Below are 26576 nucleotides of genomic sequence, written 5' to 3' on the forward strand. Positions count from 1 at the left end.
ATGCTCTCACCCGAACGGGGCGAAGCGTTAGTACTTTCGGGTGTAAATCGATGGCCTCATTCACCGGTATTGATGGACCTGTGCTGTCCCACTTGGAGTGCGCCCGCTGCGGTCATCGGCACGACGCCGACGTCGTCCAGAACCTCTGCCACGAGTGCGCGTCACCGCTGCTCGCCCGCTACGACCTCACGAAAGTCGGCAGGCCGACGGAGGAGAACAGCCTCTGGCGCTACCGCGACGTCCTCCCGGTCCGGAACCCGGACGCGCAGTTCAGCCTGGGCGAGGGCATGACCCCGCTCGTGCCGTTGCCCGCGCTCAGCAGGGCGCTCGACGTGACCGTCCTCATGAAGGACGAGTCGCTCATCCCGACCGGCTCGTTCAAGGCCCGCGGCGCGGCCGTCGGCGTGGCTCGGGCGAAGGAGCTGGGCGTCAAGGGCATCAAGATGCCGACCAACGGCAACGCGGGCGCCGCCTGGGCCCTGTACGCGGCCCGCGCCGGCCTCCGCAGCGTCATCGCGATGCCCGAGGACGCCCCGTTGATCACCCGCGAGGAGGTCGAGGCGAGCGGCGCCGAGCTGCGGGTCGTGCCGGGCACCATCGCCGACGCCGCCGGGGTCATCAGGGACGTCGACCTCTTCGACGCCTCGACCCTCAGGGAGCCCTATCGCATCGAGGGCAAGAAGACGATGGGCTACGAGATCGTCGAGCAGCTCGGCTGGCGCGTCCCCGACGTGATCGTCTACCCGACCGGCGGCGGAGTGGGCCTGATCGGGATTCACAAGGCGCTCAACGAGATGCGCGAGCTCGGCTGGATCGACGGACCTCTGCCGCGCCTCGTCGCGGTGCAGTCCACCGGCTGCGCGCCGATCGTCAGGGCGTTCGACGAGAACGAGGCCGAGTCGACGTTCTGGGACAACGCCTACACGAGCGCGTTCGGCATCAACGTGCCGAAACCGTTGGGGGACTTCATCATCCTCCAGGCCATCAGGGAAACCGATGGCACCGCCATCGCCGTCGACGACGAGCAGCTCCTGGCCGACCGCAAGGAAACCGCGCGGCTGGAGGGCGTCTTCCTGTGCCCGGAAGGCGCTGCCACGATCAGTGCCGTGCGGACACTGCGCAAGGACGGCTGGCTCAAGGTGGACGACGAGGTGGTCGTGCTGAACACCGGAGCAGGCATCAAATACCCAGGTGTCCGCCTCTAAGTAGTCGCAGACCCCAAGGGCGTTACAGAATTTCGGCCGAACGAGTGGTCGCGGCAGCCCGCTGAGCCACTCTCGGTATCACGGTCCAGCACGGCAGATCCTCCTGTCAGACGACCGGCCCCTGCAGCCGGTCGTCCCCAAGGGAGGGAAGAGAGACATGCAACGCAAGCTGACCGTGGTGCTGGCCCTGTCCAGCCTCGTCACGGCCGGAGCGGTCGGTGTCGCGACCGCCGACGCCGCGGAGCTGCCCGTGTACGGGGTGAAGAGCTCCGGCCTCGACCAGGAGCAGGCGCTGAGGCTGCAAAGAGCCTTCGACCTCAAGGACGTCCGGAGATCCGAGGCCGGCGGGGTGTCCTTCGCGGACGAGCAGCGCTTCCAGCACCTGCCGACCGTCGACAAAGGACAGGGCCGGCCGGACGAGGACGGCAACGAGACCAGGCAGACCGGTCTCGACCTCGACGCGATCAAGCGCATCAGGACGATCCCGACCGACGAGGCGGTCAAGCGCGCGCAGGAGGGGCTGAGCGCGGCGGGTGTGCTGCCCGCGAACGCGGCGCCCACCGCACAGTACACGACGTTCGAGCTGTCGGACGTCAACGGGCGCACCGCGCTCAGCGCCAACCTCGACACGAGCGTGTCGTACACGTTCCAGCTCGGCGGCATCCCGCTGGAGGGCGAGGGCGCGAACATCCGGGTGTCGTTCGACGCGCAGGGCGTGACGTCGGTCAGCCACGCCGCGCGCACGTACGGCCAGGCGGGCACGGTGAAGGTCAACGACCTCTCGTACGGCGCCAAGCTCTGCCAGAAGTACCTCGGCGCCGAGGTGAAGCCGGAGGTCAGCTACGTCTACGTGGCGGCACCGCTGGAGGAGAAGGTCGAGAAGGTCGAGCCGTCGTTCCGCTGCGCCGGCCGCACCGCCGACGGTGGTGCCCCGCAGGCGATCACGCTGCCCGCCGCGGTCGGCGCCGAACTGCCGCAGCCGGGACCGGGCCAGGAGCCCAGGCCGGAGGCGCAGTTCAAGATCCAGGCCGGCGGCACGCAGGTCGGCAGCGAGGGCACCGGCAACTGCGCCGGCCTGCCCAACACCGCCGCCAACATCGGCACGTTCAACAGCGAGGCGAGCAGCCACGGCATCGCCCGCGCCTTCAGCTGGCTCGACGGCAACGCGTGGGAGAGCGACTTCAAGGACCCGGCCATCGCGGGCGGTGACGACACGAACTGGGCCGACGACGTCGACCTCACCTACTGGCAGGGCCACGGTTCGGGCACCGGCTTCTCCTTCTCCGGCTGCTCCAACCACAACGACACCAAGCTCTCCAACACCGACGCCCGCTGGGGCGACAACGACGTCGAGTGGATGAGCCTCTTCACCTGCCTGATCCTGGAGGACAACACCGGCGGCCAGACCTGGGCGCAGCGCTGGGGCCAGGCCTTCCGCGGCCTGCACCAGATCAACAGCTTCACCACGGTGAGCTACAACTCGGCCGACCACGGCGGCAAGTTCGGCAACTACATGTGGCGCTCGCCGTTCCTGTGGTGGAACAACCCGATGAAGGTCCGCGACGCGTGGGCGCAGGCCAGCATCGACACCCAGCCCGCCTCGGTCCGCTGGGCGACCATGGGTCCCGTCACGTCGTCAGGTGCGCTCGGCAACTTCGACGACTACTTCTGGGGCAAGGGCCCCGTCGGCCCCGACTACACCTCGACCGGTGTCTTCTGGCGGATCTCCGGCGCCTCCTGACGAGCAACGCGGGGGCCCCGCGTTTCCCTCCGGGGAACGCGGGGCCCCCGCGTTCCGTCCGGGATCAGCGCTTGGCGGGGCGGCCCGAAGGCATCCGGAGCACCGGGCGGAACGGCGCGCCCGCGTTGTACAGCTCCTCCAGCTCGGTCACGTAGGCCAGCACGGCCGGGTTCACGATGTCGGCCAGCGACCGCACCCCGGCCTGAGGCTCGTAGGACGCCAGATAGGTGGCCGCCGCACGCGCACGCTCCAGCACGGACCGGTCGAAGTTGACGGTCCTTTGGACCCGGCGCCGGGTTTGCCCGCCCTCCCCGGTAGGCTCCTCCACGCCTGGAGCACTAGGGGAGGCTGTGATTCCGTCCACACTTCCGTCCGGCACGAGGTCAGGTTCGAGCATGGGCGAATCTCCTCGGAGTCGTAGCTCCGGGTCGTACCCGCGGCGGGGTCGCGAACCGGCCGATCAGGGCGTTCACATGGGTGGACACGTGCGCATGTTTAGGACGCACGCACTGTGGGTGACCAGGGCCTTCGCAGTCGGGTGAACATTGCCGGTGACAGAGAGAATCTTGGTCCGGGTGTTCCCCACCGACGTCTCCTCAGTGATGATGTGTCGGCCAGATTAGACGTAATTCCTCCCAGGGGGAACGGCCAGATGATCTACAGCCCGCTCCAACAGCTTCACACGTCGTGACGAACTCGTGTTCTACTCGTAGCGCAAGCCCGAGCGCACTCTGGAGTACCAAATGACCGCCATGGACCTGGTGACACTCGCTCAGCAGCAGCCGACGGTGCCGGGCACAGGCAATGTCCGCGGCTGGATCCTGGACAACATCGTTCCGCTGCTCCTCCTGACCGTTGCGCTCCTCCTGCTGTGGCTGGGTGGTGGCAAGGGCGACAACGCGGGCGTCATGCGCCGCCTCGGTGGCGTGATCGTCGCTTTGGCCATCATCGGGCTCGCGGTCACGACCGACGCGGGCTCGAACATCGGCAAGTGGCTCGCCGGCCTGTTCGTCGGAGGCTGACACGTGCGGGTTCGCACTGACGACGAGGTCTACCGGGTCGACGCCGTCTGGCTCGGCCCGCCCAAAGCGACTTTTCCCTGGCGTGCGCGATACGTCGCGTGGGGCGTCGGGATCGTCGTTTTCCTCGTCGTACTCACGATCGAGCGCCAGATGGGCGTCGGCTTCGGGTTCTTCTCGACGGCCTGGGCCCTCGTCGCGACGATCATCCTCACGCGCTTCATCACCCAGCGGATCAGCCATGAACGGCCGCTCACGGCCGTCATGTCGATGTGGGTCCGCGAGCTCACCGCACCTCGAGAGCGCACGGCAAGCACCGGCGGAGCGGCCAGCGCCGCCCGGATCCGGGTCAACCCGCAGCGGCCTCGTCCCAAGTTGAGCAAGAAACAACGGGCGAGACAGCAGGCCCAGCCCCGCCGGACGTCAGCCAGCCGTAAGAAGGAGGTTCGCGGTGTTCGGACGCCGGCGAGACCGTGACCGTCGCTCCGCCCAGCACATCGCCCAGCACGCCGCGGCCGACCCCCGCGAGCGCGCGCAGGTCTACTCGAAGCGCGGCCGTCGCCTGCCCGGCGAGCAGGCCGTGCCCAGCTACACCCCGTCGATCGCGGCCCGCAGCATCGACGGCCACCTGCTGCGCACCGGCCAGGAGGTCTACGCCTGGTACCGGCTCGCGCCGCAGCGCTGGTCGTTCCGCAGCGACTCGCAGCGCCAGGACCTGATCGCCGCCATCGCCGGGCAGTACGCCGAGCTGCAGGGCCGCTGGATGCACCTGCGGGTCACCACGCGGCCGTACCCGATCCGCATGTGGGCCGAGGCGCACGTGCACAACGCCGTCAAGCGCCTGCCGGACACGCCCGGCACGCTGTCGTTCGACGACTACATGGTCGGCGAGCAGCAGCAGCTCATGGGCCGCTCGATGGCGGAGAAAGAGGTCTACCTGGGCGTCCAGGTGCAGACCCGCAACATGATGGACCGCGCCGTCGAACGCGCGGCCCCGGTGCTGCGCAGGGTCTTCCCGGACGCCGTCGACGCCGAGCTGGTCGCGCTCGACTCCGAGGTCGAGCACCTCGACCAGGTGATCGGGTCCGCGGGTCTCGAAGGCCGTCCCGCCACGGCCGAGGAGATGTCCTGGCTGATGCACCGGTCGTGCTCGCTGGGCCTGCCCGCGCCGCGCAACCTGCCCGCCGTGCCGGGTGCCGCGTGGGAACCGGAGGACCTGGCGTCGTTCACCGACGCCGCGGACTTCCACCAGGAGCCGTACTCGCCGACGGTGGTCGTGCGCGGCCGCACCGGCTCGAACGCGGGCATCAAGCGGCACGTCTGCGTGCTCACCGTCGGGTTGATGCACGGCCTGCAGATCCCCGAGGTCGACGACCCGTGGGTGCAGCGCTCCGACCGGTTGCCGGCGAGTGTCGAGTGGTCCGCGCGGATCTACGTGCGCAAGCCCGAGGAGGTCTCGGGTGAGCTGTCGCGGCAGATGAGCAAGGTGCGCTCGCAGGTCCGCCACTACACCGACGAGCACGAGCTCGACCCGCCGCAGTCCCTGGCCCGCCAGGCCGGGCGCGTGCTGGAGATCGACGACGAGATGACGTCGGGCTTCACCGCGCTGGGCACCCGGGTGCGCAGCTGGTGGCGGCTCGCGGTCAGCGGTCCGACCGAGCGCGAGGCGCTCAGGCTCGCCCAGTCGTTGCTCGAGCTGTACAAGCCGAAGATCGCGATCGAGCACCCCGAGGCGCAGTACGCGATCGCCCGCGAGTTCATCCCCGGTGAACCGCTGTCCAACGGCGCGTACCTGCGTCGCGGCAGCGTGTTGTGGGCCGCGAGTGCGGTGCCCACGGCGACGGCCGAGGTCGGTGACCGGCGCGGCATCCTGCTGGGCGAGACCGTCACGGCCACCCGCCGCCCGGTCGCGTGGGATCCGTGGATGGCGCAGGAGCTCCGGGACGCCTCGGGCCTGACGGCGATGGTCGCGGGCCTCGGCGCCGGCAAGTCGTTCCTCGGCGGCGGCATGGTCTACAAGACCCTGCGCTCCGGCGCGCACTGGACGTTGCTCGACCCGTCCGGACCGCTGTCGGCGCTGTGCGACCTGCCGGAGCTGCGGCCGTACGCGCGGCCGATCAACCTGCTCAACGCCCAGCCCGGCATCCTCAACCCGTACCGGGTGGTCGCCGAGCCGATGATCGAGCACTTCCTCGACGAGGAGGACCCGGAGCGGGCCTGGCGCCGCGAGAAGGCGCTGGCTGCGGCGACCCGTCGTCGTCTTGTGCTGGACGTGCTCACGGGTCTGCTGCCGTTCGAGGTCGCACGCCTGCCGCAGACGCGCATCGTGCTGCTGCGTGCCGTCCGCACGGTCGGTGGCCGCTTCGACGCGCATCCCGGTCTCGTCTTCGAAGCGCTTCGCCGGGACGCGTCCGAGCACCACGAGCACGCCGTCGTCGTCGCGGACTTCCTCGACGAGATGCGCGAGCGCATGTCGTTGCTGATCCCCGAGCAGGACGCCGACCCGTACAACGAGCAGCGCGACGACCGGCTCACCGTGCTCACCATGGCCGGCCTGAACCTGCCGAAGGACGGTGTCGGCCGTGAGCACTGGACCGACGCGGAGGCGCTCGGCGTCGAGATGCTGAACCTCGCCGCCTGGCTGACTCAGCGGTCGATCTACGACCGGCCGAAGGACCTCCGCAAGGGCGTCTGGATCGACGAGGCGTTCTTCCTCTCCGAGGTCCCGACCGGCCGCGTGCTGATGAACCGCTTCGCGCGTGACTCGCGCAAGTGGAACGTCCGCGTGCTGCTGTCGTCGCAGATCCCCGCCGACTTCCTGAAGATCCAGGGCTTCGTGGCGCTGCTCGACTCGGTCTTCGTCGGGCGCCTGGACGACGACCAGGCGCAGGCGGACGCGTTGCGGCTGCTCAAGGTTCCGGTCGGAGCCGGGTACGAGCAGGTCATCGCGTCGCTCGGCCGCCGCCCCGGTGGCGAGCGCACCGCGACCGAACGCGACCGCGCGCCGCGGCAGTTCATCTTCGGCGACGGTGCCGGTGGTGTGGAGCGGATCCGCATCGACTTCAGCGGCCCGCACCTGGAGCACCTGCGCAACGCCCTCGACACGACCCCGGACGCCAAGCGCGACAACGGTTCCGGCGAGCTCGTGAAGACGGGCGACGACCACGCGGCCCCGCAGCCGCCCGCCTACGTGCCCGACGAGATCGACGACGAACTGGCGGCGGACATGGAACTCGGACTGACGGAGGACGAGGCCCACCTGGTGGGCCACGGTGACGGCACCAACCGCCACCGGGACGGCGCCGCATGACGGCGCTGACGATCGTGCTGGTGATCGCCGCCTTGCTCTGGGCGAGGCGGCGGTTCCAGCTGCGCATGTCAGCGCGCGCCAGGTCGGTGGGCCTCGTGGCGGCCATCCTGGCGCTGCAGGTGGTACTGGGTGCCCCGATGGCGCACGCTCAATCCTGCGGCGAGGCACCGAATCCGGAACGGCCCGGCGCCGGCATGGTCGGCGCGCTCGACCCGCCCGTCGGCAACGGCCTGCCCGGCTCGCCGTACCTCGACTTCGGCTACGCGGGCATGGTCTGGCACAACTACAACGCCAAGTGCAACGTCCTGCCCGACGCCAACGCGACCATCGACACGTGGGCGGGCAACGAGCTGTTCAGCATCGGCAAGAACATCGTCGGTGCCACGAACGCGTTGCACTACACGGTGATGGGCCGCGGTCTGCTGGTCCCGCTGGACGACGCCGTGAAGAACGGCGTGCAGAAGGTCTACGACAACGTCTACCTGCGCTGGTTCGGCCTGGTGGCGCTGATCCTCGCGATCCTGATGTTCCGGCAGATCTGGACCGGCGACTTCGCCACGATCTCCAAACGCGGGCTCTGGGCGTTGGCCGCCATGTGGCTGGCAACGTCCACTTTGGCCTTGCCGCAGTTCTACAACCTCCTCGACAACACGCTGGTCTCCAAGACCTCCGAGATCCAGGCCGGGTTCATCGAGGCACCGGAGGAGCAAGGCACGCTGCACGTCCTGCCGACGAAGCTGCACGACGCCGTCGTCTACCAGAGCTGGCTGCGCGGCGCGTTCGGCACGCCGGAGGCACCGCAGGCCACCGAGTACGGCCCGCGCATCCTCAAGGCGCAGGCCTGGACGACGAGCGAGATCGCCGAGCACAAGGACGCGGACCAGGCGGCGCTGGAGGCCAAGAAGGCCGAGTGGAAGGCCCTCGAAGCCCAGCTCGGCACCGCCAAGGGCTACTTCGACGGCACCGACGGCAGCCGCACCGGCGCCGGGTTCCTCGCGCTGCTGCAGGCGATCGCGTTCTCACTGTTCCAGCTGTTCGCGAAGGCCGCGGTGCTGCTGGCCCAGCTGCTGCTGCGGATCCTGACCCTGGCCGGACCGCTCATCGGTCTCGTCGCGCTGATCCACCACGACCTGCTGCGCAAGGTCGCGCGCGCGGCCGCCGTGACGGTGTTCAACGTGCTGGTGCTCGCGGTCCTCGCGGGTGTCCACGCGTTGCTGCTGCAGGCGATCTTCAACGCGACCGGGCTGTCGTTGCTCACGCGCACGTTGCTCGGCCTGATGCTCACGCTGGTGTGCTTCGTGATCGGCAAACCGTTGCGCCGCATGTGGCAGATGGTCGAGATGTCGGTCGGCTCGGCGGGCAACGTGCTGCCGATGAGCGGCGGTGTCTGGTCGAAGATGCTGGGCCGCAAGAAGTCCGCGGGCCCGACGCCGCAGGACGAGTTCTGGGAGTCCGTGCGGGAGAACGAGACCGACGGCGACGAGGTCCCGCAGCGCGGTCGCGGCCGCGTCCGCCCGGAGGCCTCCAGCCCGGTCATGGCGACCGCCCAGCGCCTCGACCGCGACGCCCAGCCCGGCCAGATCGTCAGCGGCTCCGACGGGTACGGCGTGCGCGCCGGCGCGTTGCCCGCGGGTTCCGGCCCGGCGGCGCTGCCGGTCGGCCGGTCGCGCGTGGTCGACACCCCGCCTGTCACCGACCGGCAGTGGGACCGGGTCGACGACGCGGTGCTCGTGCCGTCGCGGTCCACCGGCTATCAGGGCCCGGTGCAGGAACCCCGCAGGGCTGAGACAGAAGTGGTGGCAGGGCGTCAGGTGCACGTGATCTACCGGCCGTCGCGCGGCTTCGAAGTCAGGGACAACTGAAGGGAGGCGTAGGTGCCGATCCGAACCAACCGCGGCCGTGCCGCGGTCTACCGCAGGCTGTGGGGATGGCCGCTGCGTTCCCCGCGTCACCTGGCCGCGTCGATCATCATCTTCGTGGTGGTCGTCGTCGCGCTCGGCGTGATCATCCCGAAGGTGCTCGACCGCAAGCCGTCGGCGCCGACGTCCGCGGGCCAGTCCTCGACGTCGCAGCAGGGCACCCAGGTGGGCCAGCTGCCGTCCAGCGGTGCCACGCTGCCGACCAAGCTGCCGCCGCCGTCGATCTCCGCGTCCGCCGCTCCGCCGCAGGCCGACGCGCAGCTGATCGCCGAGCTGTGGGCGGAGAACTGGATCAAGCCGCCGCCGGACAACAACGTGGACAAGTGGCTGGCGCAACTCCGTCCGTACACGACGGAGGAGTTCCTCGCGCAGATGGCGACGATCGACCCCAGGAACGTGCCGAACAAGATCACCCAGAAGGTCACGCCGAAGAAGTCCTACACGTCGTCGGCTGACTTCGAGGTGGGCACGAACGTCGGCAAGGTCGTCATCACGCTGGTCAAGGCGCCGGACGGCAAGTGGCGCGTGAACAGTTACACGAAGGCGGACTGACCATGCGGCTGATGTTGCTGATCGGTGCCCTCGTCGCGGTCGTCGTGATCGCGGTGGCGACGTCCGGCGTGACCCAGGTGGTCAGCAACTCGACGAACCCCGCGATCAACGGTGGCCTGAGGCTGTCGAGCTGCAACGCCGCCATCGGGCCGTGGGACTCGGGCGGCGGCGACAAGGGCCGCAACGACGCGTCGCGGCTCAACGACGAGCAGCGCAACATCGTCGCGCGCATCATCTCCATCGGCCAGGAGCGCAAGCTGCCGCCGCTCGCGTGGCAGGTCGCGATCCAGGCGGGCATGACCGAGTCGGGCCTGCGCCCGCTGAACTACGGCGACGCCGACTCGCTCGGCATCTTCCAGATGCGCCCGTCGATGGGCTGGGGCACGGAAGCCCAAGTCATCGATCCGACCTACGCGATCAACAAGTTCTACGACGTGCTGCTGAAGGTGCCGGACTGGGAGAGCAAGCGGCCCGGTGACTCGGCGCAGGCGGTGGAGCGGTCGGCGTTCCCCGACCGGTACCACAACTGGGAGGCCATGGCGGCGTTCCTGCTGGGCGAGCTCGGGCAGATCACCGACCCGGCGGGCTGCGGTTCCGGTGCGGGCCAGTACCTGCTGGCCTCGAACGCGGCGGGCATCGCCATCCAGTTCGCCAAGGAACAGCTGGGCGAGCCGTACCTGTGGGGCGGCAACGGACCGGACGCGTGGGACTGCTCCGGAATCCTCGTGAAGGCGTTCGCGGCGGCCGGCGTGAAGATCCCGCGCGTGGCGAACGACCAGTACGAACAGGGCGGCGCCCACCTGCCGGTGCGCGATGCCCAGGCAGGCGACCTGATCTTCTGGGCGACCGACCCGTCGAACCCGCGAACGGTGCACCACGTGGCCATGTACCTCGGCAACGACGAGTACATCCACGCCCCCGAAACGGGTGACGTCGTGAAGATCAGCAAGATCAACTGGAACTATTACGAGTTGATGCCGCTGGCCGTCCGGCCGGGCGTGTAGATCGCGGGGAGGCGCTGCATGTTCAACCACGACCCCATCCCGAGGCCTTCCGGACCGCCCGCGTCGAGCACACCAGTGCGTGACTACATGGCGGCCGGTGCTCCGGGTGTGTCGTCCGACTACGTGGTGGTCCCGCGGGCTCTGGCCGAGGCGATGCCGTTGCCTTGGCAGCAGCACTTCGTCCACCTGCTCGCGGAGTTCCACCGCACCTACGGCCACCTGAACTGGCCGATCTACCGGGTGGTGCCGTCCCGCTACGAGAAGCTCGCGGACCTGGACGAGGACCAGCTGGCCGAGGTCGGCGCCATCATGGAGATCGACTCCGACGGTTCGCTGGTCTACCGGGAGCGGTCCGGGCGCAAGATCGAGAACGCCGAGGACCGCACGGTGCTGGTGTCGTGTTTGGACCCGATCCCGTCTGAGTACGCCAACGCCAACCAGTCAACGCCGCCGAGGGGATTCCCGGCGCCTTTGGGAGGCGAACGCCGATGAGCGACAAGAGCGGTTGGTACTACTGCCTGACCCACCAGACGGTCGAGCAGGGCAAGGGCTGCAAGGGGCCGGACCGCATGGGTCCCTATCCGGACGAGGCCACCGCGGCCCGTGCGCTGGAGATCGCCCGCGAACGCACTCGGGCCGCCGACGAGGCGGACAAGAAGTGGCGCGGCGACGACGAGGACTAGGTCGCGTCCGACGTCGATGAAGGGCGCCTTCCTGCACCTCAGGTGGAGTAAGGCGCCCTTCATCGAGCACGCGGCACGACGCGAGTGACGGCGGAAATTCCGAGCGGGCGCCTAGTCTGTGCGGCGTGGCTTCGATGGTGATCCGCACTGGTCGTGCTGACCTGGCTTTTGACGGAATTCGGACCGAGTTCGGCCTGCCGTCGTCGTTTCCGACGGCAGTGCTCGCCGAGGCCGAGGCGGCGGCTTCCCGCTCGTTCGGCGACCGCCCCGACCTCACCTCGATCCCGCTGGTGACGATCGACCCGCCCGGCGCGAAGGACCTGGACCAGGCGTTGTGCCTGGAGCGGACGGCCACCGGCTTCGTCGTGCACTACGCGATCGCCGACCTGGGTGCCTTCGTGACTCCGGGCGGTGCGCTGGACACCGAGGTCCGTCACCGCGGGCAGACGATCTACCTGCCCGACGGCAACGTGCCGCTGCACCCGACCGCGCTGTCCGAGGGTGCGGCGTCGTTGCTGCCCGGCGTGGTCCGGCCCGCTGTCCTGTGGACGTTCACCTGCTCGGCCGGCGGCGTGCCCACCGGCGTCGAGGTGCGGCGGGCGCTGGTGCGGTCGCAGGCCCAGTTCGACTACGCCTCGGTGCAGGAGACGTTCGACACGGGTGATCCGCACCCCTCCATCGCGGCACTGGCCGAGTTCGGGCCGTTGCGGCGGGCGCTGGCCCGTGAGCGCGGGGCCATCGAGCTGCAGCTGCCGGAGCAGGAGATCGAGTCCAACGGTGACGGCTGGAAGCTCGTCACCCGGCCGCGGGCGCTCGTGGACGCGTGGAACGCCGAGATCTCGCTGATGACCGGGATGGCGGCGGCGGCGATCATGCTGGAGGCCCGTGCGGGCGTCCTGCGGACGTTGCCCGACCCGGACGCCGACGCCGTGAAGGCCCTGCGCAGGTCCGCGGCCGCGCTCAAGGTGCCGTGGCCGGCCGATCTCTCACCGGGCGCGTTCCTGGCCGGACTGGACGCCGCGAAGCCCGAGTCGTTGGCGCTGTTCACCGACGCCACCAGCCTGCTGCGCGGCGCGGGCTACTCGGCGTTCAACGGTTCGGTTCCCGACGTGACGACCCATGCGGGCGTGGCGGCGCCGTACGCACACGTGACCGCACCGTTGCGGCGCCTGGTAGACCGGTTCGGCTCCGAGGTGTGCCTGGCGGTCACGGCCGGCCAGGACCTGCCGGAGTGGCTCGCCGAGGCGTTGCCGCAGCTGCCGGCGCTGATGGAGGCGTCGGACTCGCTGGCCGCGAAGGTGGAACGGGCCGCGCTGGACCAGGTCGAGGCCTGGGTGCTCGCCGGGCGCGTCGGGCAGGAGTTCGAGGCCGTGGTGCTGCGGTCCGGGGACCGCGAGGCGGACGTGTTCGTGTCGGCGCCGCCGGTGATCGCGAAGTGCGAGGGCGCCCGGCTGCCGGAAGGCGAGCGGATCCGGGTCCGGCTGGAGGAAGCGGACCCCCAGCGGCGGCTCGTTCGGTTCCAGGCGGTCTGAGCATCGAGCCCAAGGTCACGTTGCCCGGCCCGCGGCGGGCCGGGCGTGTGAAGATGCACGGGTGACAGACATTCGTGACCTCACCGTCGGCGTTCTGGGCGGCACCGGAGCCCAGGGCAAGGGCCTCGCGATCCGCTGGGCCAAGGCGGGCCTCAAGGTGATCATCGGCTCCCGCAGCGCCGAGCGGGCCGAGCTGGCGGCCAAGGAGATCGTCGAGGTCGCCGGCGGCGACGTGCGGGGCGCGGACAACTCCGACTGCGCGGCCGACTCCGACATCGTGCTGGTCGCCGTTCCGTGGGACGGCCACGGCGACCTGCTCGCGTCGTTGCGCGACCAGCTGGCCGGCAAGATCGTCATCGACTGCGTGAACCCGCTCGGCTTCGACAAGCAGGGCCCGTTCGCCCTTCCCGTCACCGAGGGCAGCGCCGCCCAGCAGGCCGAACTGCTGCTGCCGGAGTCGCGCGTCACCGCCGCGTTCCACCACGTGTCGGCCGTGCTGCTGGCCGACCTGTCGGTGTCCGAAGTGGACATGGACGTCCTGGTCCTCGGCGACGACCGCGAGGCCACCGACACCGTGCGCGCGCTGGCCGAGCTGGTGCCGGGCTTCCGCGGCGTCTACGGCGGCCGGCTGCGCAACGCCCACCAGATCGAGGCGTTCACCGCGAACCTCATCGCGATCAACCGCCGCTACAAGACCCACGCCGGCCTGAAGATCACGGGAGTCTGATGCTGCCCGTCGACGACCTCGGTGAGCCTGTGGTGCTCGACCGGCCCACCCGCGTGGTCAGTCTGGTTCCCTCCATCACCGAGGCTGTCGCGGTCAGCGTTCCTGGTGCCCTCGTGGGCGCCACGGACTACTGCACCCATCCGTCCTCTTTGGACGTTCAACGCGTCGGCGGCTCCAAGTACCCGGACGTCGACCGCGTGCTGGCACTGCACCCCGACCTCGTCATCGTGAACTCCGAGGAGAACCGCGCCGAGGACGTGGACCGGTTGCGCGCCAACGGCATCCAGGTCTGGGGCACCGAGGCGCCCGCGACGGTGCCGCACGCGCTCGGCTCGTTGCGCCGGCTCTTCGCCACCGCGTGGGACCTCGAACCGGCCTGGCTGACCCGGGCGGAAGACCTCTGGCGTCACGCGAAACCGACGAAGCTGACCGCGCTGATCCCGGTCTGGCGCCGCCCGTGGGTCGTCGTCGGCCGCGATACCTTCGCCACCGATGTGTTGCGGCGCCTGGGAATCGAGAACGTCTACGCCTCCCACGAGGAGCGCTACCCGCGTCCGTCGCTGGAAGAGCTGAACGCGCGACGCCCCGACCTGGTGATCCTGCCCGACGAGCCGTACGCGTTCACCCACGAAGACGGCCCGGAAAGCTTCCCCGGTCTGCCATATGCGCTGGTCAACGGTCGTCACCTGACCTGGTACGGCCCCTCTCTGGTCCAGGCGCGCGCGAGTCTCGAACGCGCTCTCGACTACGGCCAGGGTTGACAACCACAGGTGGATTCGCGGAATCCGGTGCGCTGCCAGGATCTCCGCCATGGGGAAACTAGCCGCGATCATCGCGACCGCCGCCGCCGTGACGACCCTGACCGCCGTCCCGGCGTCGGCCGAACCGGTCGTCCAGTACCAGCTGTCCGGCACCAGCCGCTGTCTCGCCGACACCGGCACCAACGTGGTCCTGCAGCCCTGCAACCGGGCGGCCGACCAGCAGCGCTGGATCGTGCCGATCATCGACAACGTCGACTGGCCGCACAACATCGCCACCGACAAGTGCCTCGCCGCCACCAGCACCGGTGACGTCCTGGGCGCGACGTGCGGAGCGAGCAACACCCAGCGCTGGCACCGCGTCCCGGCCACGGGCAGCACGTTCCAGTTCCGCAACGCCGCCTCCGGCAAGTGCCTGACCGCGCAGGTCACCGTGGCGGCCTGCACCTCGTCGAGCGCACGCTGGGCCGGTCTGCGTTAGTCGCGGAACCGGTCCGTCGCTGCCAGCAGCGCGGCCAGGACGCCGGGCTCGTCGTAGGCGTGCCCGGCGTCCGGCACCAGCACCAGTTCCGACCCCGGCCAGGCCCTGTGCAGGTCCCACGCCGACACCGCGGGCGTCGCGACGTCGTACCGCCCCTGCACGATCACGCCGGGGATGCCCGCCAGCCGGGAGGCGTCCCGGATCAGCTGCCCCTCCTCGAGCCACCCGTTGTTGACGAAGTAGTGGTTCTCGATCCGGGCGAACGCCAGCGCGTACGCGGGTTCGGCGAACTCCGCGACCAGTTCCGGCCGGGGCAGCAACGTGACCGTCGCGCCCTCCCAGGTGCTCCACGCGACCGCCGCCGGTCCGTGCACCGCGGGATCCGGGTCGGCGAGCAGCTTCGCGTACAGCTCGACGGGGTCACCGGACAGGCCCGCGATCGGTTCCAGGAACCTCTCCCACAGGTCGGGGAAGAGGTGCGCCGCCCCGCCGCGGTAGTACCAGTCCACTTCGGACGCCCGCAGCGTGAAGATCCCGCGCAGCACCAGTTCCGAAACGCGCGAAGGGTGCTTCTCGGCGTACGCCAGGGCGAGCGTCGAGCCCCATGAGCCGCCGAACACCTGCCACCGCGAGACACCGAGCGACTCCCGCAACAGCTCCATGTCCGCGACGAGGTGCCACGTCGTGTTCAACGAGAGGTCGCCCGACACCGCCGCGTGCGGCAGCGACCGTCCGCACCCGCGCTGGTCGAACAGGATGATCCGGTACGCGGACGGGTCGAACAGGCGGCGGTGCGACGGCGAGCAGCCGCCACCGGGCCCTCCGTGCAGGAACACGACCGGCTTGCCGGACGGGTTGCCGCACTCCTCCCAGTACACGAGGTTGCCGTCACCGGTGTCCAGGTGACCTGACGCGTGGGGCTCGATCTCCGGGTACATGCGCCTATCGTCGAGCACATGGCGCAGTTCACGAAGGAGACCAGCACCACAGGAGCGTTCGTCCGGCAGCCCAACCGCTTCACCGCCCGCCCGGAGCCGGAACCGGGCCGCTACCGGCTCGTCGTCAGCCTCGCCTGCCCGTGGGCGCACCGCGCGATCATCGTCCGCAAGCTGCTCGGCCTCGAAGACGCCATCTCCCTGGCGGTCGTCGACCCGATCCGGGACGAACGCGGCTGGCGGTTCCCGGAGACCGACCCGGTCCTGCACATCGACTTCCTGAGCGAGGCCTACCTCAAGGCCGACCCGGACTACGACGGCCGGGTCACCGTCCCCGCCCTCGTCGACACGACCACCGGTGAGGTCGTGACCAACGACTACCCGCAGCTCACGCTGGACTTCAGCCTGCGCTGGCGCCCGGAGAGCACTCTCTACCCGGAGCACCTGCGCGACGAGATCGACGCCTGGATCGAGCCGATCTTCCACCACGTCAACAACGGCGTGTACAAGGCCGGTTTCGCCACGTCACAGGAGGCCTACGAGCAGGCGTACACCGCCCTGTTCGCCGAGCTCGACCGCATCGAGGCCCACCTCGGCAGGCACGAGTACCTCGTCGGCGACCAGCTCACCGAGGTGGACATCCGGCTGTGGACCACGCTCGTCCGGTTCGACGCGGTCTACCACAACCACTTCAAGTGACGCCTGACGGGTGCTGCCAGGCGCGAGGAAGGCTGGCAGGTACTCTGACCTGCTGGTTTGTTCTCGTTGGGTCCGGTTGCATCCGGTCGCTTTTGGACGTGTGACGGCCTGTCGACGGCCTGAGAGTTGATCATGGACGGCTCCTCGACCTCCGCGCTGAGTGGGGATCGAGGGGCCGTTTTGCGTGCACGGCGACCGAAAGACGATCATGGTCACGGGAGCTTTGAAGATCGGCATGACCTCGGCAACTGGGACGGCAACGGGTGCGGACTTGGCTGCCGGGCGGCTGCACGCGGCGACGGCCTGGGCCTCCAGCTCGTAGACGCCCCACATGGCGAGCTGTCCGGGCTGGGCCTGGTGGCGGTTCTTCATGGTCAGCGCTCCTGCGGTCGAGGTCCTCGGCTTGAGTGGGGCGGTGGCTGCTCGCCCCCGCTTCCACGGCCCTTGCCGCAGTTAGCGCTGTGTCGTCGGTGTCAAGGGTGGGCCTTGGCCCATCGCGTAGCGACGCCGAAGGCGCCCTTGATACCGGCGGCACAGTGTTAAAGGATCTGGCCTCCGTGGGAGTAGACAGTGCGTGAGCTGCACGTTTGCAGCTCAAGTCCGCAGTGAGGTCTGTTGCTTTTGGCGGCGAAGTTGCCGGCATGGTTGACCGCTGGTGGCGGCGCGCGGACTTGGCCACCTGCGCGCGCTCCCGCGCGGGGCCGACGGGCGGAGCGGAGCGGGAGCCCGGCGTGTCCCGATGCGGGGAGCGGGCGCAACGGTGGGCGGTGTCAGCGCGAGACGGCCGCCCGCGCGCCGCCAGTGGCGGCGCGCCTTGATCCCATAAAGCCGAATTCAGCAGTGCATCGCGACCGTGACTCAGACGGCGGACTGGACCAGCGACAGAAGTTCGTCTGCGATACCGGGTGCGGCGGCAACAGTGTGCTTGGATGCGCGCGTGTGCTGGGCGCCTGAGCTGTCCATCACGACGGCCCCGGCCTCGCGAGCGATGAGAATGCCTGCGGCTAGGTCCAGTTCCTTGTTCGACAGGACGATGGCCCCATCAATGCGACCTTCGGCCAGCCAGACAAAGTCATGGGCTGCGGACCCGAACATGCGGACACGCTCGACTCGCTCCGCGAGTGCGGCTGTGAGCGCGATTCGCTGGCTGTTCTTCTCGGCCGAGCCCTCACCCAGGGCGTAGTCACCAATGGCCACAATGGACTTGGACAGCTCGGTCGTCTTGCTCGTTTCGAGCCTCTTGCCGTTGACGAACGCGCCGTTGCCGAGAACGGCGGAGTAGTGAAGTTCCAAGTAAGGCAACGAGATTGCGGCGACCACGGTGCGATCACCCTGCACCAACGCGAGGGAAACCGCGCTCAGCGGCACTCCGTGTACGAAGTTGGACGTGCCGTCGATCGGGTCGAGCCCCCACACGTAGGCGCTGTCGGCGGCTGCGTCGCTGGGTCCCTCTTCTTCGCCAACGAAGCTGATGTCAGGTGTCGCCTCGGCGAGATAGGCGCGGATCTCCCGCTCAATCCTGACGTCCACCTCTGTGTAGGTGTCGCGGTCGGTCTTCTCGGTGACGGTGTGCGGACGAGTGGTCTTGATCAGCTCGTGGCCGATGCGGACGGCGTTCTTGGCCACGTCCGCCAGGTGGTCGAGCTGGTGCATCAAGAAACCTCCCGTGCGCGGTCCCACATGGACTCGAAGACTTGGGCGAACGTCGTGTAGAGACCGGGCGTGGTCTCGTCGTTTTCAATGACGAGGGTGGGCGATTCGACGCCTCGTGCGTCCGGCAGGTACGGCTGCACGATGCACTTGAACTGGTCAACGATCGTGATGTTGTAGCGGATCGGCTCGTCATAGACGCGGATGGCAAGCGAGCCCTTGGCGCTTGGTGACATCTTCGAGCGGAGACGGCTGAGAGCCTCGATGTTCAACCGCGTGAGCATGCTGAGGTGTCCCTCGGGCAACCCCTCTTCGCGCTCACGCGCGGCACTGTAGGTCCCGTTCGGGTCAAGGAACAACGCCCGGATGATCGTCCCCTCCTCGACCGCGTCCAGCAGACTCTTGTCCGAGTACTGCTGGCACAACATGTTGAGCGACAACCCAGCCATGCTGATCTGCTTCGCACCGTCGAACAACGTTCGCGGAGTGACGTTGTGCAGGAACTCGGTTCGGGTCGCGTAGGCGGCGGTGATGTCGGCAAGCCTGGCTTGCTGGGGTAGCTGCACCGGGCGCGGAGCGGGGGCGGTGCTGGTGGTGCGCTGTGGCGGGGTCACGAGGCTATCGCCGTCGCCCTCGTGGGGCGCGAAAAGCTGCTGTGCGGTCCAGCCCGGAAACATTTTCTCCAGGACGCGGCAATGGTCCGCATACGGCAGGCCCAGCAGGTCGCCGGACGTCCACCGGTAGAACTGTGCCTTGCTCGGCCACTTGCCGACAAGATCGCCGTCAAGCTGCCTCGCGACGCGGTCGTACTCCTTGCGGAACGTCAGGTAACCCTGCATGTGCCGCTGCCTCAACAGCACTCTCAACAGCGTCGATTCGGTCGGCATGAACCTCTCCCCGTGGCGCGAGACGGGACGACGGTACCACGAAGACGAGACCAAGACGAGACTGTCTGAGTACGCCGCGCGTCAGAAGAGACAGGGACGGAACGCGGACGGGACGAATCGGCGCCGAATCTGGTTAGGCACGTTCCAGAAACAGCAGTGCGCCGCGAGCGAGCGGCCCGACAGAAGGAGAACCAAGTGGGTATCCCCGCTGGCCATCGGTTCCCGATCACGTTCGATGAGTTGTTCCCGCAGGGGTTCTTCGTGTTGAGCGTGGAGCGGGCGACGGAGTACTCGGAGGGCAAGCAGCCTCGTCCGGCCGTGGACAAGCTGACGGGTCTTCCGGTGTGGACGGTGCAGGGCACGGACCCGTCCGCGAAGGGCAAGAACACCGGTGCGGTGGTGAAGATCGCTTCGGAGTACCAGCCCGTCCCGCCGGAAGCGCTGGCGGGTACGCCCTTCCGCCCGGCGGTGTTCCGCGGCCTGAAGGTCACGCCGTACGTGCGGGATGGCTGGGTGAGCTACACGGTGTGGGCGGAGGAGATGCTGGCTCCGCCGACGCCGGGTCGCGCGCCGAAGCAGGGTAGCGGCACGCCTGAAGCGTCCAAGGCGGCGTAAGCCGTGGCAGACCTCAAGGTGCTGGGTGAGCAGTGGCAGAAGGCCTACCAGCGGTTCACTGCGGCTGATGAGGCGAACCGCTACGCGGCTGTTGATGATCCGGACGCCGTCGCTCGGATCGCGCCCGCCTATCGGCAGGTGGCGCGGTGCTGGCGTCAGCTCGCCGGGCACCCGGAGACGCCGTGGTGGGCGAAGGCGGCCGCGTTGCACGCCGCTGAGATGTTCGATCACCAGGCGGAGTCACGCGAACAGCTGTTGCGTCCTGCGGGGCATTTCGCGACGACGGCTCAGATGGACGAGGCGGGAAACGCGTGGCTGTCGATGACGGACGAGGAGCGCTCGGAGTTGTTGCACCAGCGGCGGCACCACCGTGTGCCGGACAACGCGCTGCCGCAACGTGAGCCGGAGTAGCGGTGCAGATGAGTGACGATATTCATTTCGCATTGGCCAGCCTTCCCCCTCAAGGGCTTGCACTGAAGCTGCATATCCTCACCCGGCTGGCGGCGTCGTCAGACGCGTTGACGGCGACTCAGCTGATCACTGGTGGGCCTGACCGGAACATTGCTTCGGTCTGGTACGCACTTCGGGCGCTTCGGAAGCGCGGAATTGTCGCGATGATCTCCAGGAGTGAACCTGGTGAAACCGATCGCTGGCTGCTTGCGTGTGGCACCGAGAATCTTGTTCTCGCATTTTTGGCCGCGAAGTCGCCGCCAGAGATTGAACGACGTAATTTTACCCCGCTGCGTAGCGGTGTCGGAAAGCTTAAGAGTGAGCTTTCGATCGTCTGCGCGAAACCCGCGAAATGGTTCACAATAAGAGCGATTGCCCTCAAGATGCAGAGCGGCTCCACGGGCACCGTCCGAAAGCACATGATGGAGCTTTTTGACAACGGGTACGTCGTACGCAGATTGACGGACTCAGACAAGCCTGGGCTGCCACTGTATGAGTTTAGATTGAATCCGGAGGCCAAGTCTCACATACGGGAGTTTCTGTAAGTCAACAATGGAGAGGAGTTGCCGTGGCTGCGGAAATTCTGACTGAGGAGCTGCTGCGCGTCTCGCTGGTGCGGTTGTCGCGTGAGATCGAGAAGACTCATCCTCACTTCGGTGAGGTGCTCGCGCAGCACATCGCGCGCGTGTGCGGTCTGGACCCGGACCGGGTGAGGCACTTTCAGGAACTCGGCGTACTGCTCATGGATCTTGGGCGGCTGTACCTGGCCGAGGCGGACGTGCTCAGGAACTTCACCGAGGAACCGGAGCCGTCAGGGCTAAAGGGCTTGGACCAGGGCGCGGAGGTTGATCGGGCCTGACCGGAAGGCCTTGTGAGGTAAGGGGTTGCGTCGTCGGCGCGTGACTGTGGGTCGCGTGCTGGTGACGCATGCCCTTGGTAGACAACTGAAAAGTGGGTGTGCGGCCGGTTGGTGGTCGCCAGGGGAACAGCCGAAGTCTTGGCGGGCTGTGGTCTGTTCCCGTGGCGACGAACTGACTGGTCTTTCTTGTCGTCTCTGTTGCTACACAAAGGATTTCCAGTCGTGTCAATGGTATCTGTGTGTACGGGTGCGGCGTCAAGCCGAGCCGTTAGCCCGGTGGTGTGGATGTCCTCACGCTCTCTGATGTGTGGGGGTGAGGCCTGATGGGTAGGTGGGTTGATCCGGCTCCGTTCGAGGGTGTGCGTCCGCGTGTGCCGTGGTGGGCGCTGGTTCCCGGCAAGCTGAAGTGGATCGCGGCGCTGGTGGCGCTGGTGTGGCTGCTGGTGGCCGGCGGCGTCCGCCTGGCACTCATGGTCGTGCGGTACCCGGTGGTGACGCTGACTCCGGCGTTGCTGCTGTTGTGCTGGTGGCGTTTGGGCTGGGGTCCGCTGGTCCTGGTGCTGCTCGCGGTTGTGGCGGCGCTGGTGATCTGGTGGGGCCTGTCGCGTGGGTCGTTCTCGCGTCAGGTGTGGCTGCGGTTGGTGACGGAGTGGCGGTGCGCCTCGGTGTACGTGCCGCGCTGGAAGACCACGGTGCGCCTGGCGGAGCTGGCCAAGGAGTGGCGCGGTCGCGAGTACCTGCCGAAGCTGCGGCGGGTTCGTTCGGACGGCTGGCGGGACCGGGTCCGGGTACGCATGATTCCGGCTCAGTCGCACGAGGAATGGGAGCTGCGCCGTGCTGGCCTGGCGCACTCGTTCGGGGCACGGTCGTGCCGGGTGCGGGTGCTCAAGCCCCGGATGCTGGAACTCGACTTCGTGCACGCCGATCCGCTGGCCCGTCCGGTGCCGGTGCCACCGTTGTGCAACGACGCGGACGCGGTGGACCTCAAGCGCGTCGTGATCGGTGTTCTGGAGACCGGGAAGGCCTGGCGGCTCAAGCTTCTCGGCAACCAGGTCCTCGGGGTCGGTGTGCAGGGCGCGGGTAAGGCCTCGGTGCTGTGGTCGATCGTGTGGCACCTCGCCCCGGCCATCCGCGCGGGCGCCGTTCGTCTCGTCGGCATCGATCCCAAGGGAGGCATGGAACTCGGGCAGTGCGAGGAAGCGTTCTCGCGCCTCGTGTTCGACAACGGCGCGGCTGCGGTCGAGCTGCTCGAAGAGATCGCGGCGGAGGTCAAGGAACGGGCCTCGCGCTACCGGGGTGTGCGCCGGATCTGGGCGCGTCGCAGCGGTGAGCCGTTCACGCTGCTGATCATCGATGAGTTGGCGGATCTCGTTGCCTACCAACCGGATCGCAATCTGAGGGAACGTGCGGTGCGGGCCATCTCCACCATCACGTCACAGGGTCGTGCGCCCGGTTACGCGGTGCTGGGACTGGTGCAGGACCCGCGTAAGGAGGTGGTGGCGTTCCGGCATCTGTTCGGCACGAAGATCGCGCTCCGGCTCGATGAGGCCCCTCAGGTGGACATGGTGCTGGGTGAGGGTGCGCGGGCTCGGGGCGCGGCGGCTCACGAGATCAGTGAGAACACGCCCGGTGTGGCGTGGGTGAAGACCGATGGGCATGGCATGCCCGAACGAGCGCGGGCCTTCTACATCACCGACGCGGACTTGGTCGAGCTGGCCATGTTCTTCGGGATCACCGAAGCCACGGTGCACGAGTTCCCGATCACTCGCGACGGCGGCGATGTGAGTGGAGGTGCTGCGGCATGACCAACGACCTGAAGGAGGTGATGACGACCACAGTGGACTGTGTGGAAACTGTTGCTGGGCCTGGGTTTGTTCCTGCCGTCACCGCTGACTTTGCCGGAATGACCTCGGCGGAGCGTGCCCGGATGCCGCTCACCCTCGACGTGGTCAAGGCGGCGGCAGAGCAGCACGGGGTGTGCGTGCGTCCGGTGTTGCGGGAGGTCGTGGATCTCGACACCGGTGAGGTTCGCATGGTCGGCGTGCGGTGCAACTCGACCATTGCGAGCAAGTGCCCGGCGTGCGCGGACCGCAACCGGCGTGCGCGGATGGCGCAGTGCCGGGAGGGCTGGCACCTCGACCAGGAGCCCGTGGCGGAGCGGGAGACCGCCACGAAGGATCAGGTCGAGCTGGTGACGTACCGGGCTGACCTGACGGCCGAGTACCGCCAGGCGCAGCGTGAGCAGAACGCGGCACAGGTCGAGGATCTGCGCGAGGCCATTCGGGAGGCGGACTCCGACCTGCGGCGGGAGGGAGTCCGCGGGAACCTTCCCTCGGTGGATCGGCCGGCCACGTCTGCTCCGATTCGCTCGACTCGTCGTCGGCAGGATGCGCCCAATCTGCCTCGTCGCAAGGTCGCCAAGACCACGGTGGGGCGGGAGTTCGCGGGCAAGTACCGGCCCTCGACGTTCGTCACGGTCACGCTGGACTCCTACGGCAAGGTGCGCGCGGACGGCACTCCTATGGACCCGAGCACGTACGACTACCGCCGTGCTGCTCGGGACGCGGTGCACTTCGCGTCGCTGGTGGACCGGTGGTGGCAGAACCTGCGTCGGGTCGTGGGCTGGGACGTGCAGTACTTCGGCACGGTCGAGCCGCAGAAGCGCATCACTCCGCACGCCCACTTCGCCGTCAGGGGCTCGATCCCGCACGCGGTGGTGCGTCAGGTGACGGCGGCGACCTACCTCCAGGTGTGGTGGCCCAACCACGATGAGATCAAGTACGGCGGCGACAGGTTGCCGGTGTGGGACATGCGCGCCAGGGGTTTCGTGGACCCGGACACCAACGTTCCGCTGACCTCGTGGGCGGACGCGGTGGCCGATCTGGACACTCCGGCGCACGTGGTCGAGTTCGGCGGACAGGTGCACTCCAAGGGCATCCTCGGCGGCACCGAGGAAGCTGGACGGCACATCGGCTACCTGACCAAGTACCTGGTCAAGTCGATCTCCGAAGTCGTCGCGGTCGACGAGTCGCAGCGAGTGAGTGAGCACGCGGACCGCCTGGCGGCCGAGCTCGCCATCACACCGTGCTCGGAGCGGTGCGCGGTGTGGCTGCTCTACGGCATCGCGCCCAAGGGCACGCACTCCCGGATGACTCCGGGCCGCTGCCGATCGAAGGCTCACCGCCGGGACACTCTCGGGTTGCCGGGGCGGCGGGTGCTGGTGTCGCGGCGCTGGTCGGGGAAGACCCTCGCCGAACACAAGTCCGACCGGGCGGCGTTCGTGAAGGAGGCGCTGGCCGCTGCCGGGATCGCCAAGCCAGAGAGCACGGACCGCACGCGGTTGATGTGGGCTCCGGTCCGGGCGGGTGATCCACACGCTCCCAGTCGGGCAGAGCTGCTGATGCAGATGATCGCTCAGCGGCTCAAGTGGCGGGCCGAGTACGACCAGGCCCAAGCCGTCCTCGCTGTCCTACCTCGGCCCGCACCCGATGAGGCGCTGAATCTTTCAGCAACTCATCGGGAGGCGGCCTGACCAGCGACGGAAGGGGGGATCTGATGAGTGATCGACCGCGATTTGTCACCGTGGAATGCCTCTGGACGCCGGCCGTTCTGGCCGAGTTCCTCGGCATCCCCGAGAAGACGCTGACCGACTGGCGCTATCGCAGCGTGGGACCTGCGTTCGTCCGGATCGGCAAGCACGTCCGCTACCGCCCGGACGACGTCCGCGACTGGCTCGACGGCCAGACAGCGGCATAGCTCCAACACCCGACCAGCCGGGCACGTTCCTTCCGGCCTGCCCGGCTGGTCCGTTCTTTCAGCAACTCATCTACCAGGAAGGACACCACACCTATGGCGGGTCACGTACAAGACCGTTGGTACCGCAACAAGATCGACCCGGTCACCGGAAACATCATGGTCGGCCGCAACGGCAAGCCACTGAAGGAGCCGACACCCGAGCACGGCAAGGGAATGCGCTACAAGGTCCACTACTACGACGACGCGAGCAAGGAACGCAACAAGAGCTTCCCGGACAAGCAGAAGGGCAAGGCGGACGCGTTCCTGCTCTCGATGCAACACGACGTCCTGGCTGGTGTGTTCACCGACCCGGACGCGGGCAAGGTCCTGTTCCGCGACTTCGCCGCGAAAGTCCTCAAGGGACGCTCTCAAGGGGATTCCTCCGTGCGGAACACGGATAACCAACTCAAGCATCATGTCTTCCCGTTCATGGGAGACAAACGGCTCTCCTCGTTCAACACCGACCTGATACGAGAGTGGCTGGGGTGGATGACCGAACGTGTTGAAGTTAAAGGAAGTCCGAAGATTCCGGCCGCGTCCTACCGCGCACAGATCTTCAACACCGTGTCTTCCATCCTCGATGTCGCCGTGTCCGAGGGGCGGATCAAGGTCAACCCCTGCAAGGACAGGTCCATCAGCCGTCCCAAACCGGTCGCGAAGAAGGTCAAGGTGTGGCCGGATGCCCGACTGCGCTCGGTCGGCCTGGCGCTACCCGAGCGCCACAAGCCCGTCACGGTGCTGGGGGCTGGCCTGGGACTGCGGCAAGGCGAGATCTTCGCGTTCACCCTTGACGACGTCGATCGCGGCCGGATGATGTACCACGTCAACCGCCAGGTCGTCACCGTGCGCGGGAAGCTGAAGTTCAAGCTTCCCAAGGGGCACAAGACCCGCGTCGTACCGCTCGGACGTGGTGTGCTCGCAGACCTCGACGACTATGCCGAGAACTTTCCGCCCGTGACGATCACGCTCCCCTGGGCAGAGGACGACTCACGCAAGTCCGAGACCGTGCGGCTGCTCATGGTCAACGCGCACGGTGAGTTGTACACGCGACAAGCATTCAACAACGTGATCTGGCGTCCTACCTTCACCAAGGCGGGTCTTGACTACACCGAGGGCCAAGACGGCATGCACGCACTACGGCACCTGTTCGCAAGCCACATGCTCGCCCAGGGCGTGAACATCAAGGAACTCGCCGCGTTCCTCGGCCACTCCTCCGAGGCGTTCACCCTGCGCGTCTACGCCCACCTCATGCCCGACTCCTACGACCGTGCACGCCTCGCAATCGATCACCTGTTCAAGCCTCGGACCGAAGCGAGCGACACCGCGACCGAGGTCACAGACGAGCCCGGCGACGGTCTTGCCACGGTTCACGGCCTGTAGACGGCCTGAGACCGGAAAACAAGATCAATTGAGCCCGTTTTCCCTGGTAGGGGCCGATCGGTCGTCACAACCACTTCAAGTGCAACCGGAACAAGCTGACCGAGATGCCGAACCTGTGGGCCTACGCAAAACGCCTCTACGGCCTCTTCGCAGACACCGTGAGCTGGGACCACATCAAGCGCCACTACTACGTGACGCACCATCAGATCAACCCGACCGGCATAGTGCCCGCAGGCCCAGACCCGGAAGCCTGGACCCGCTAGCCCCCGCTTCGTGGGAACGCGGGGGGGGGGCCGGGGCCCGCGCGGGACCGGGGGGGGCCGCCGGGCAGGAGGGCCGGGGTGGGGGGGGTGGGGGGGCGGGGGGCGGGGGGCG

General features: G+C 68.2%; 26 protein-coding genes and 2 pseudogenes. 24 read left to right on the forward strand and 4 right to left on the reverse strand.

What is annotated here, in order from left to right:
* Positions 1-80 precede the first annotated feature (80 nt).
* Both ABZV40_RS24415 and ABZV40_RS24420 read left to right on the forward strand, forming a co-directional pair.
* A complete protein-coding gene (locus tag ABZV40_RS24415; protein ID WP_355445698.1) occupies positions 81-1205 on the forward strand; it encodes a threonine synthase in 1125 nt (374 codons plus the stop codon).
* Between the two features lie 157 nt (positions 1206-1362).
* A complete protein-coding gene (locus ABZV40_RS24420) occupies positions 1363-2946 on the forward strand; it encodes a DUF6345 domain-containing protein (protein WP_355445701.1) in 1584 nt (527 codons plus the stop codon).
* Positions 2947-3010: 64 nt separating this feature from the next.
* Here the strand turns inward: ABZV40_RS24420 and ABZV40_RS24425 are convergent, their stop codons facing one another.
* On the reverse strand, positions 3011-3274 hold the full coding sequence (locus tag ABZV40_RS24425) for a hypothetical protein (RefSeq protein WP_355445704.1): 264 nt from the start codon (positions 3272-3274) through the stop codon (positions 3011-3013).
* Positions 3275-3689: 415 nt separating this feature from the next.
* Here ABZV40_RS24425 and ABZV40_RS24430 point away from each other — a divergent pair, with 415 nt between their 5' ends.
* The 12 genes from ABZV40_RS24430 to ABZV40_RS24485 all read left to right on the forward strand — a co-directional run bounded on the left by ABZV40_RS24430 (position 3690) and on the right by ABZV40_RS24485 (position 14931).
* Positions 3690-3968, forward strand: a complete 279-nt coding sequence (locus tag ABZV40_RS24430) for a hypothetical protein (RefSeq protein WP_030472642.1) — start codon at positions 3690-3692, stop codon at positions 3966-3968.
* A gap of 3 nt (positions 3969-3971) precedes the next feature.
* On the forward strand, positions 3972-4442 hold the full coding sequence (locus ABZV40_RS24435) for a hypothetical protein (RefSeq protein WP_355445707.1): 471 nt from the start codon (positions 3972-3974) through the stop codon (positions 4440-4442).
* A gap of 19 nt (positions 4443-4461) precedes the next feature.
* The gene (locus ABZV40_RS24440; protein WP_355445776.1) at positions 4462-7275 is read left to right on the forward strand and encodes an ATP-binding protein; all 2814 of its coding nucleotides are present in this window, start codon (positions 4462-4464) and stop codon (positions 7273-7275) included.
* Positions 7272-9137 carry a hypothetical protein gene (locus ABZV40_RS24445; RefSeq protein ID WP_355445710.1) on the forward strand — a complete coding sequence of 622 codons (1866 nt, stop codon included), beginning with the start codon at positions 7272-7274 and terminating at the stop codon, positions 9135-9137. The genes ABZV40_RS24440 and ABZV40_RS24445 overlap by 4 nt, the downstream gene beginning before the upstream one ends.
* A gap of 12 nt (positions 9138-9149) precedes the next feature.
* Positions 9150-9746, forward strand: coding sequence for a hypothetical protein (locus tag ABZV40_RS24450; RefSeq protein WP_355445712.1), 597 nt, complete (start codon positions 9150-9152; stop codon positions 9744-9746).
* Positions 9747-9748: 2 nt separating this feature from the next.
* The gene (locus ABZV40_RS24455) at positions 9749-10750 is read left to right on the forward strand and encodes a C40 family peptidase (protein WP_355445714.1); all 1002 of its coding nucleotides are present in this window, start codon (positions 9749-9751) and stop codon (positions 10748-10750) included.
* 18 nt (positions 10751-10768) lie between these two features.
* On the forward strand, positions 10769-11242 hold the full coding sequence (locus ABZV40_RS24460; protein ID WP_355445717.1) for a hypothetical protein: 474 nt from the start codon (positions 10769-10771) through the stop codon (positions 11240-11242).
* Positions 11239-11433, forward strand: a complete 195-nt coding sequence (locus ABZV40_RS24465) for a hypothetical protein (RefSeq protein WP_355445720.1) — start codon at positions 11239-11241, stop codon at positions 11431-11433. Before ABZV40_RS24460 ends, ABZV40_RS24465 begins: the two co-directional genes overlap by 4 nt.
* A 134-nt stretch (positions 11434-11567) precedes the next feature.
* A complete protein-coding gene (locus ABZV40_RS24470; RefSeq protein WP_355445779.1) occupies positions 11568-12965 on the forward strand; it encodes an RNB domain-containing ribonuclease in 1398 nt (465 codons plus the stop codon).
* A gap of 61 nt (positions 12966-13026) precedes the next feature.
* Positions 13027-13692, forward strand: a complete 666-nt coding sequence (npdG, locus tag ABZV40_RS24475) for an NADPH-dependent F420 reductase (protein WP_355445723.1) — start codon at positions 13027-13029, stop codon at positions 13690-13692.
* Positions 13692-14453: a helical backbone metal receptor gene (locus ABZV40_RS24480; protein WP_355445726.1), complete on the forward strand. Its 762-nt coding sequence runs from the start codon at positions 13692-13694 to the stop codon at positions 14451-14453. Before npdG ends, ABZV40_RS24480 begins: the two co-directional genes overlap by 1 nt.
* Positions 14454-14502: 49 nt before the next feature.
* Positions 14503-14931, forward strand: a complete 429-nt coding sequence (locus ABZV40_RS24485) for an RICIN domain-containing protein (RefSeq protein ID WP_355445729.1) — start codon at positions 14503-14505, stop codon at positions 14929-14931.
* On the opposite strand, the gene pip is transcribed toward ABZV40_RS24485, so the two are convergent.
* Positions 14928-15869 (reverse strand): prolyl aminopeptidase, encoded by a 942-nt coding sequence (gene pip, locus ABZV40_RS24490; RefSeq protein ID WP_355445732.1) that lies wholly within the window; start codon positions 15867-15869, stop codon positions 14928-14930. The genes ABZV40_RS24485 and pip overlap by 4 nt on opposite strands.
* Before the next feature lie 18 nt (positions 15870-15887).
* Here pip and ABZV40_RS24495 point away from each other — a divergent pair.
* A pseudogene (locus ABZV40_RS24495) lies at positions 15888-16562 on the forward strand (glutathione S-transferase C-terminal domain-containing protein); the annotation flags it as partial.
* Positions 16563-17423: 861 nt separating this feature from the next.
* On the opposite strand, the gene ABZV40_RS24500 reads toward ABZV40_RS24495, so the two are convergent.
* Together ABZV40_RS24500 and ABZV40_RS24505 are read right to left on the reverse strand one after the other, a co-directional pair.
* Positions 17424-18218, reverse strand: a complete 795-nt coding sequence (locus tag ABZV40_RS24500; RefSeq protein WP_355445734.1) for an inositol monophosphatase family protein — start codon at positions 18216-18218, stop codon at positions 17424-17426.
* A complete protein-coding gene (locus ABZV40_RS24505) occupies positions 18218-19102 on the reverse strand; it encodes a DUF5919 domain-containing protein (RefSeq protein WP_355445737.1) in 885 nt (294 codons plus the stop codon). Before ABZV40_RS24505 ends, ABZV40_RS24500 begins: the two co-directional genes overlap by 1 nt.
* 195 nt (positions 19103-19297) lie before the next feature.
* Between ABZV40_RS24505 and ABZV40_RS24510 the strand changes: the two genes are divergently transcribed.
* From ABZV40_RS24510 to ABZV40_RS24550, 9 genes and pseudogenes are all read left to right on the forward strand, one after another.
* Positions 19298-19717, forward strand: a complete 420-nt coding sequence (locus tag ABZV40_RS24510) for a hypothetical protein (protein ID WP_355445740.1) — start codon at positions 19298-19300, stop codon at positions 19715-19717.
* Between the two features lie 3 nt (positions 19718-19720).
* Positions 19721-20128 carry a hypothetical protein gene (locus tag ABZV40_RS24515; protein ID WP_355445743.1) on the forward strand — a complete coding sequence of 136 codons (408 nt, stop codon included), beginning with the start codon at positions 19721-19723 and terminating at the stop codon, positions 20126-20128.
* 2 nt (positions 20129-20130) lie between these two features.
* Complete coding sequence (locus ABZV40_RS24520; RefSeq protein WP_355445746.1) at positions 20131-20712, forward strand: hypothetical protein; 582 nt, start codon at positions 20131-20133, stop codon at positions 20710-20712.
* A 23-nt stretch (positions 20713-20735) separates the two neighbouring features.
* Complete coding sequence (locus tag ABZV40_RS24525; protein ID WP_355445749.1) at positions 20736-21026, forward strand: hypothetical protein; 291 nt, start codon at positions 20736-20738, stop codon at positions 21024-21026.
* A gap of 323 nt (positions 21027-21349) precedes the next feature.
* Positions 21350-22831 carry a cell division protein FtsK gene (locus ABZV40_RS24530; protein WP_355445752.1) on the forward strand — a complete coding sequence of 494 codons (1482 nt, stop codon included), beginning with the start codon at positions 21350-21352 and terminating at the stop codon, positions 22829-22831.
* Between the two features lie 98 nt (positions 22832-22929).
* Positions 22930-24558, forward strand: coding sequence for a replication initiator (locus ABZV40_RS24535; protein WP_355445755.1), 1629 nt, complete (start codon positions 22930-22932; stop codon positions 24556-24558).
* 23 nt (positions 24559-24581) lie between these two features.
* Positions 24582-24782 carry a helix-turn-helix domain-containing protein gene (locus ABZV40_RS24540; RefSeq protein WP_355445758.1) on the forward strand — a complete coding sequence of 67 codons (201 nt, stop codon included), beginning with the start codon at positions 24582-24584 and terminating at the stop codon, positions 24780-24782.
* Between the two features lie 93 nt (positions 24783-24875).
* A complete protein-coding gene (locus tag ABZV40_RS24545; protein ID WP_355445761.1) occupies positions 24876-26201 on the forward strand; it encodes a site-specific integrase in 1326 nt (441 codons plus the stop codon).
* A 65-nt stretch (positions 26202-26266) separates the two neighbouring features.
* A pseudogene (locus tag ABZV40_RS24550) lies at positions 26267-26464 on the forward strand (glutathione S-transferase family protein); the annotation flags it as partial.
* Positions 26465-26576: the final 112 nt, after the last annotated feature.

It is taken from the genome of Lentzea sp. NPDC004782, assembly GCF_040609115.1.
Classification (GTDB): domain Bacteria; phylum Actinomycetota; class Actinomycetes; order Mycobacteriales; family Pseudonocardiaceae; genus Lentzea.

What these genes read in the sequence shown, in the direction of transcription:
- ABZV40_RS24545 (WP_355445761.1), top strand. Translation starts at nt 24,876, where the DNA reads ATGGCGGGTCACGTACAAGACCGTTGGTACCGCAACAAGATCGACCCG.
- ABZV40_RS24470 (WP_355445779.1), top strand. Translation starts at nt 11,568, where the DNA reads ATGGTGATCCGCACTGGTCGTGCTGACCTGGCTTTTGACGGAATTCGG.
- ABZV40_RS24430 (WP_030472642.1), top strand. Translation starts at nt 3,690, where the DNA reads ATGACCGCCATGGACCTGGTGACACTCGCTCAGCAGCAGCCGACGGTG.
- ABZV40_RS24530 (WP_355445752.1), top strand. Translation starts at nt 21,350, where the DNA reads ATGGGTAGGTGGGTTGATCCGGCTCCGTTCGAGGGTGTGCGTCCGCGT.
- ABZV40_RS24460 (WP_355445717.1), top strand. Translation starts at nt 10,769, where the DNA reads ATGTTCAACCACGACCCCATCCCGAGGCCTTCCGGACCGCCCGCGTCG.
- ABZV40_RS24465 (WP_355445720.1), top strand. Translation starts at nt 11,239, where the DNA reads ATGAGCGACAAGAGCGGTTGGTACTACTGCCTGACCCACCAGACGGTC.
- ABZV40_RS24485 (WP_355445729.1), top strand. Translation starts at nt 14,503, where the DNA reads ATGGGGAAACTAGCCGCGATCATCGCGACCGCCGCCGCCGTGACGACC.
- ABZV40_RS24445 (WP_355445710.1), top strand. Translation starts at nt 7,272, where the DNA reads ATGACGGCGCTGACGATCGTGCTGGTGATCGCCGCCTTGCTCTGGGCG.
- ABZV40_RS24420 (WP_355445701.1), top strand. Translation starts at nt 1,363, where the DNA reads ATGCAACGCAAGCTGACCGTGGTGCTGGCCCTGTCCAGCCTCGTCACG.
- ABZV40_RS24540 (WP_355445758.1), top strand. Translation starts at nt 24,582, where the DNA reads ATGAGTGATCGACCGCGATTTGTCACCGTGGAATGCCTCTGGACGCCG.
- ABZV40_RS24535 (WP_355445755.1), top strand. Translation starts at nt 22,930, where the DNA reads ATGACCTCGGCGGAGCGTGCCCGGATGCCGCTCACCCTCGACGTGGTC.
- ABZV40_RS24505 (WP_355445737.1), bottom strand. Translation starts at nt 19,102, where the DNA reads ATGCCGACCGAATCGACGCTGTTGAGAGTGCTGTTGAGGCAGCGGCAC.
- pip (WP_355445732.1), bottom strand. Translation starts at nt 15,869, where the DNA reads ATGTACCCGGAGATCGAGCCCCACGCGTCAGGTCACCTGGACACCGGT.
- ABZV40_RS24480 (WP_355445726.1), top strand. Translation starts at nt 13,692, where the DNA reads ATGCTGCCCGTCGACGACCTCGGTGAGCCTGTGGTGCTCGACCGGCCC.
- ABZV40_RS24455 (WP_355445714.1), top strand. Translation starts at nt 9,749, where the DNA reads ATGCGGCTGATGTTGCTGATCGGTGCCCTCGTCGCGGTCGTCGTGATC.
- ABZV40_RS24500 (WP_355445734.1), bottom strand. Translation starts at nt 18,218, where the DNA reads ATGCACCAGCTCGACCACCTGGCGGACGTGGCCAAGAACGCCGTCCGC.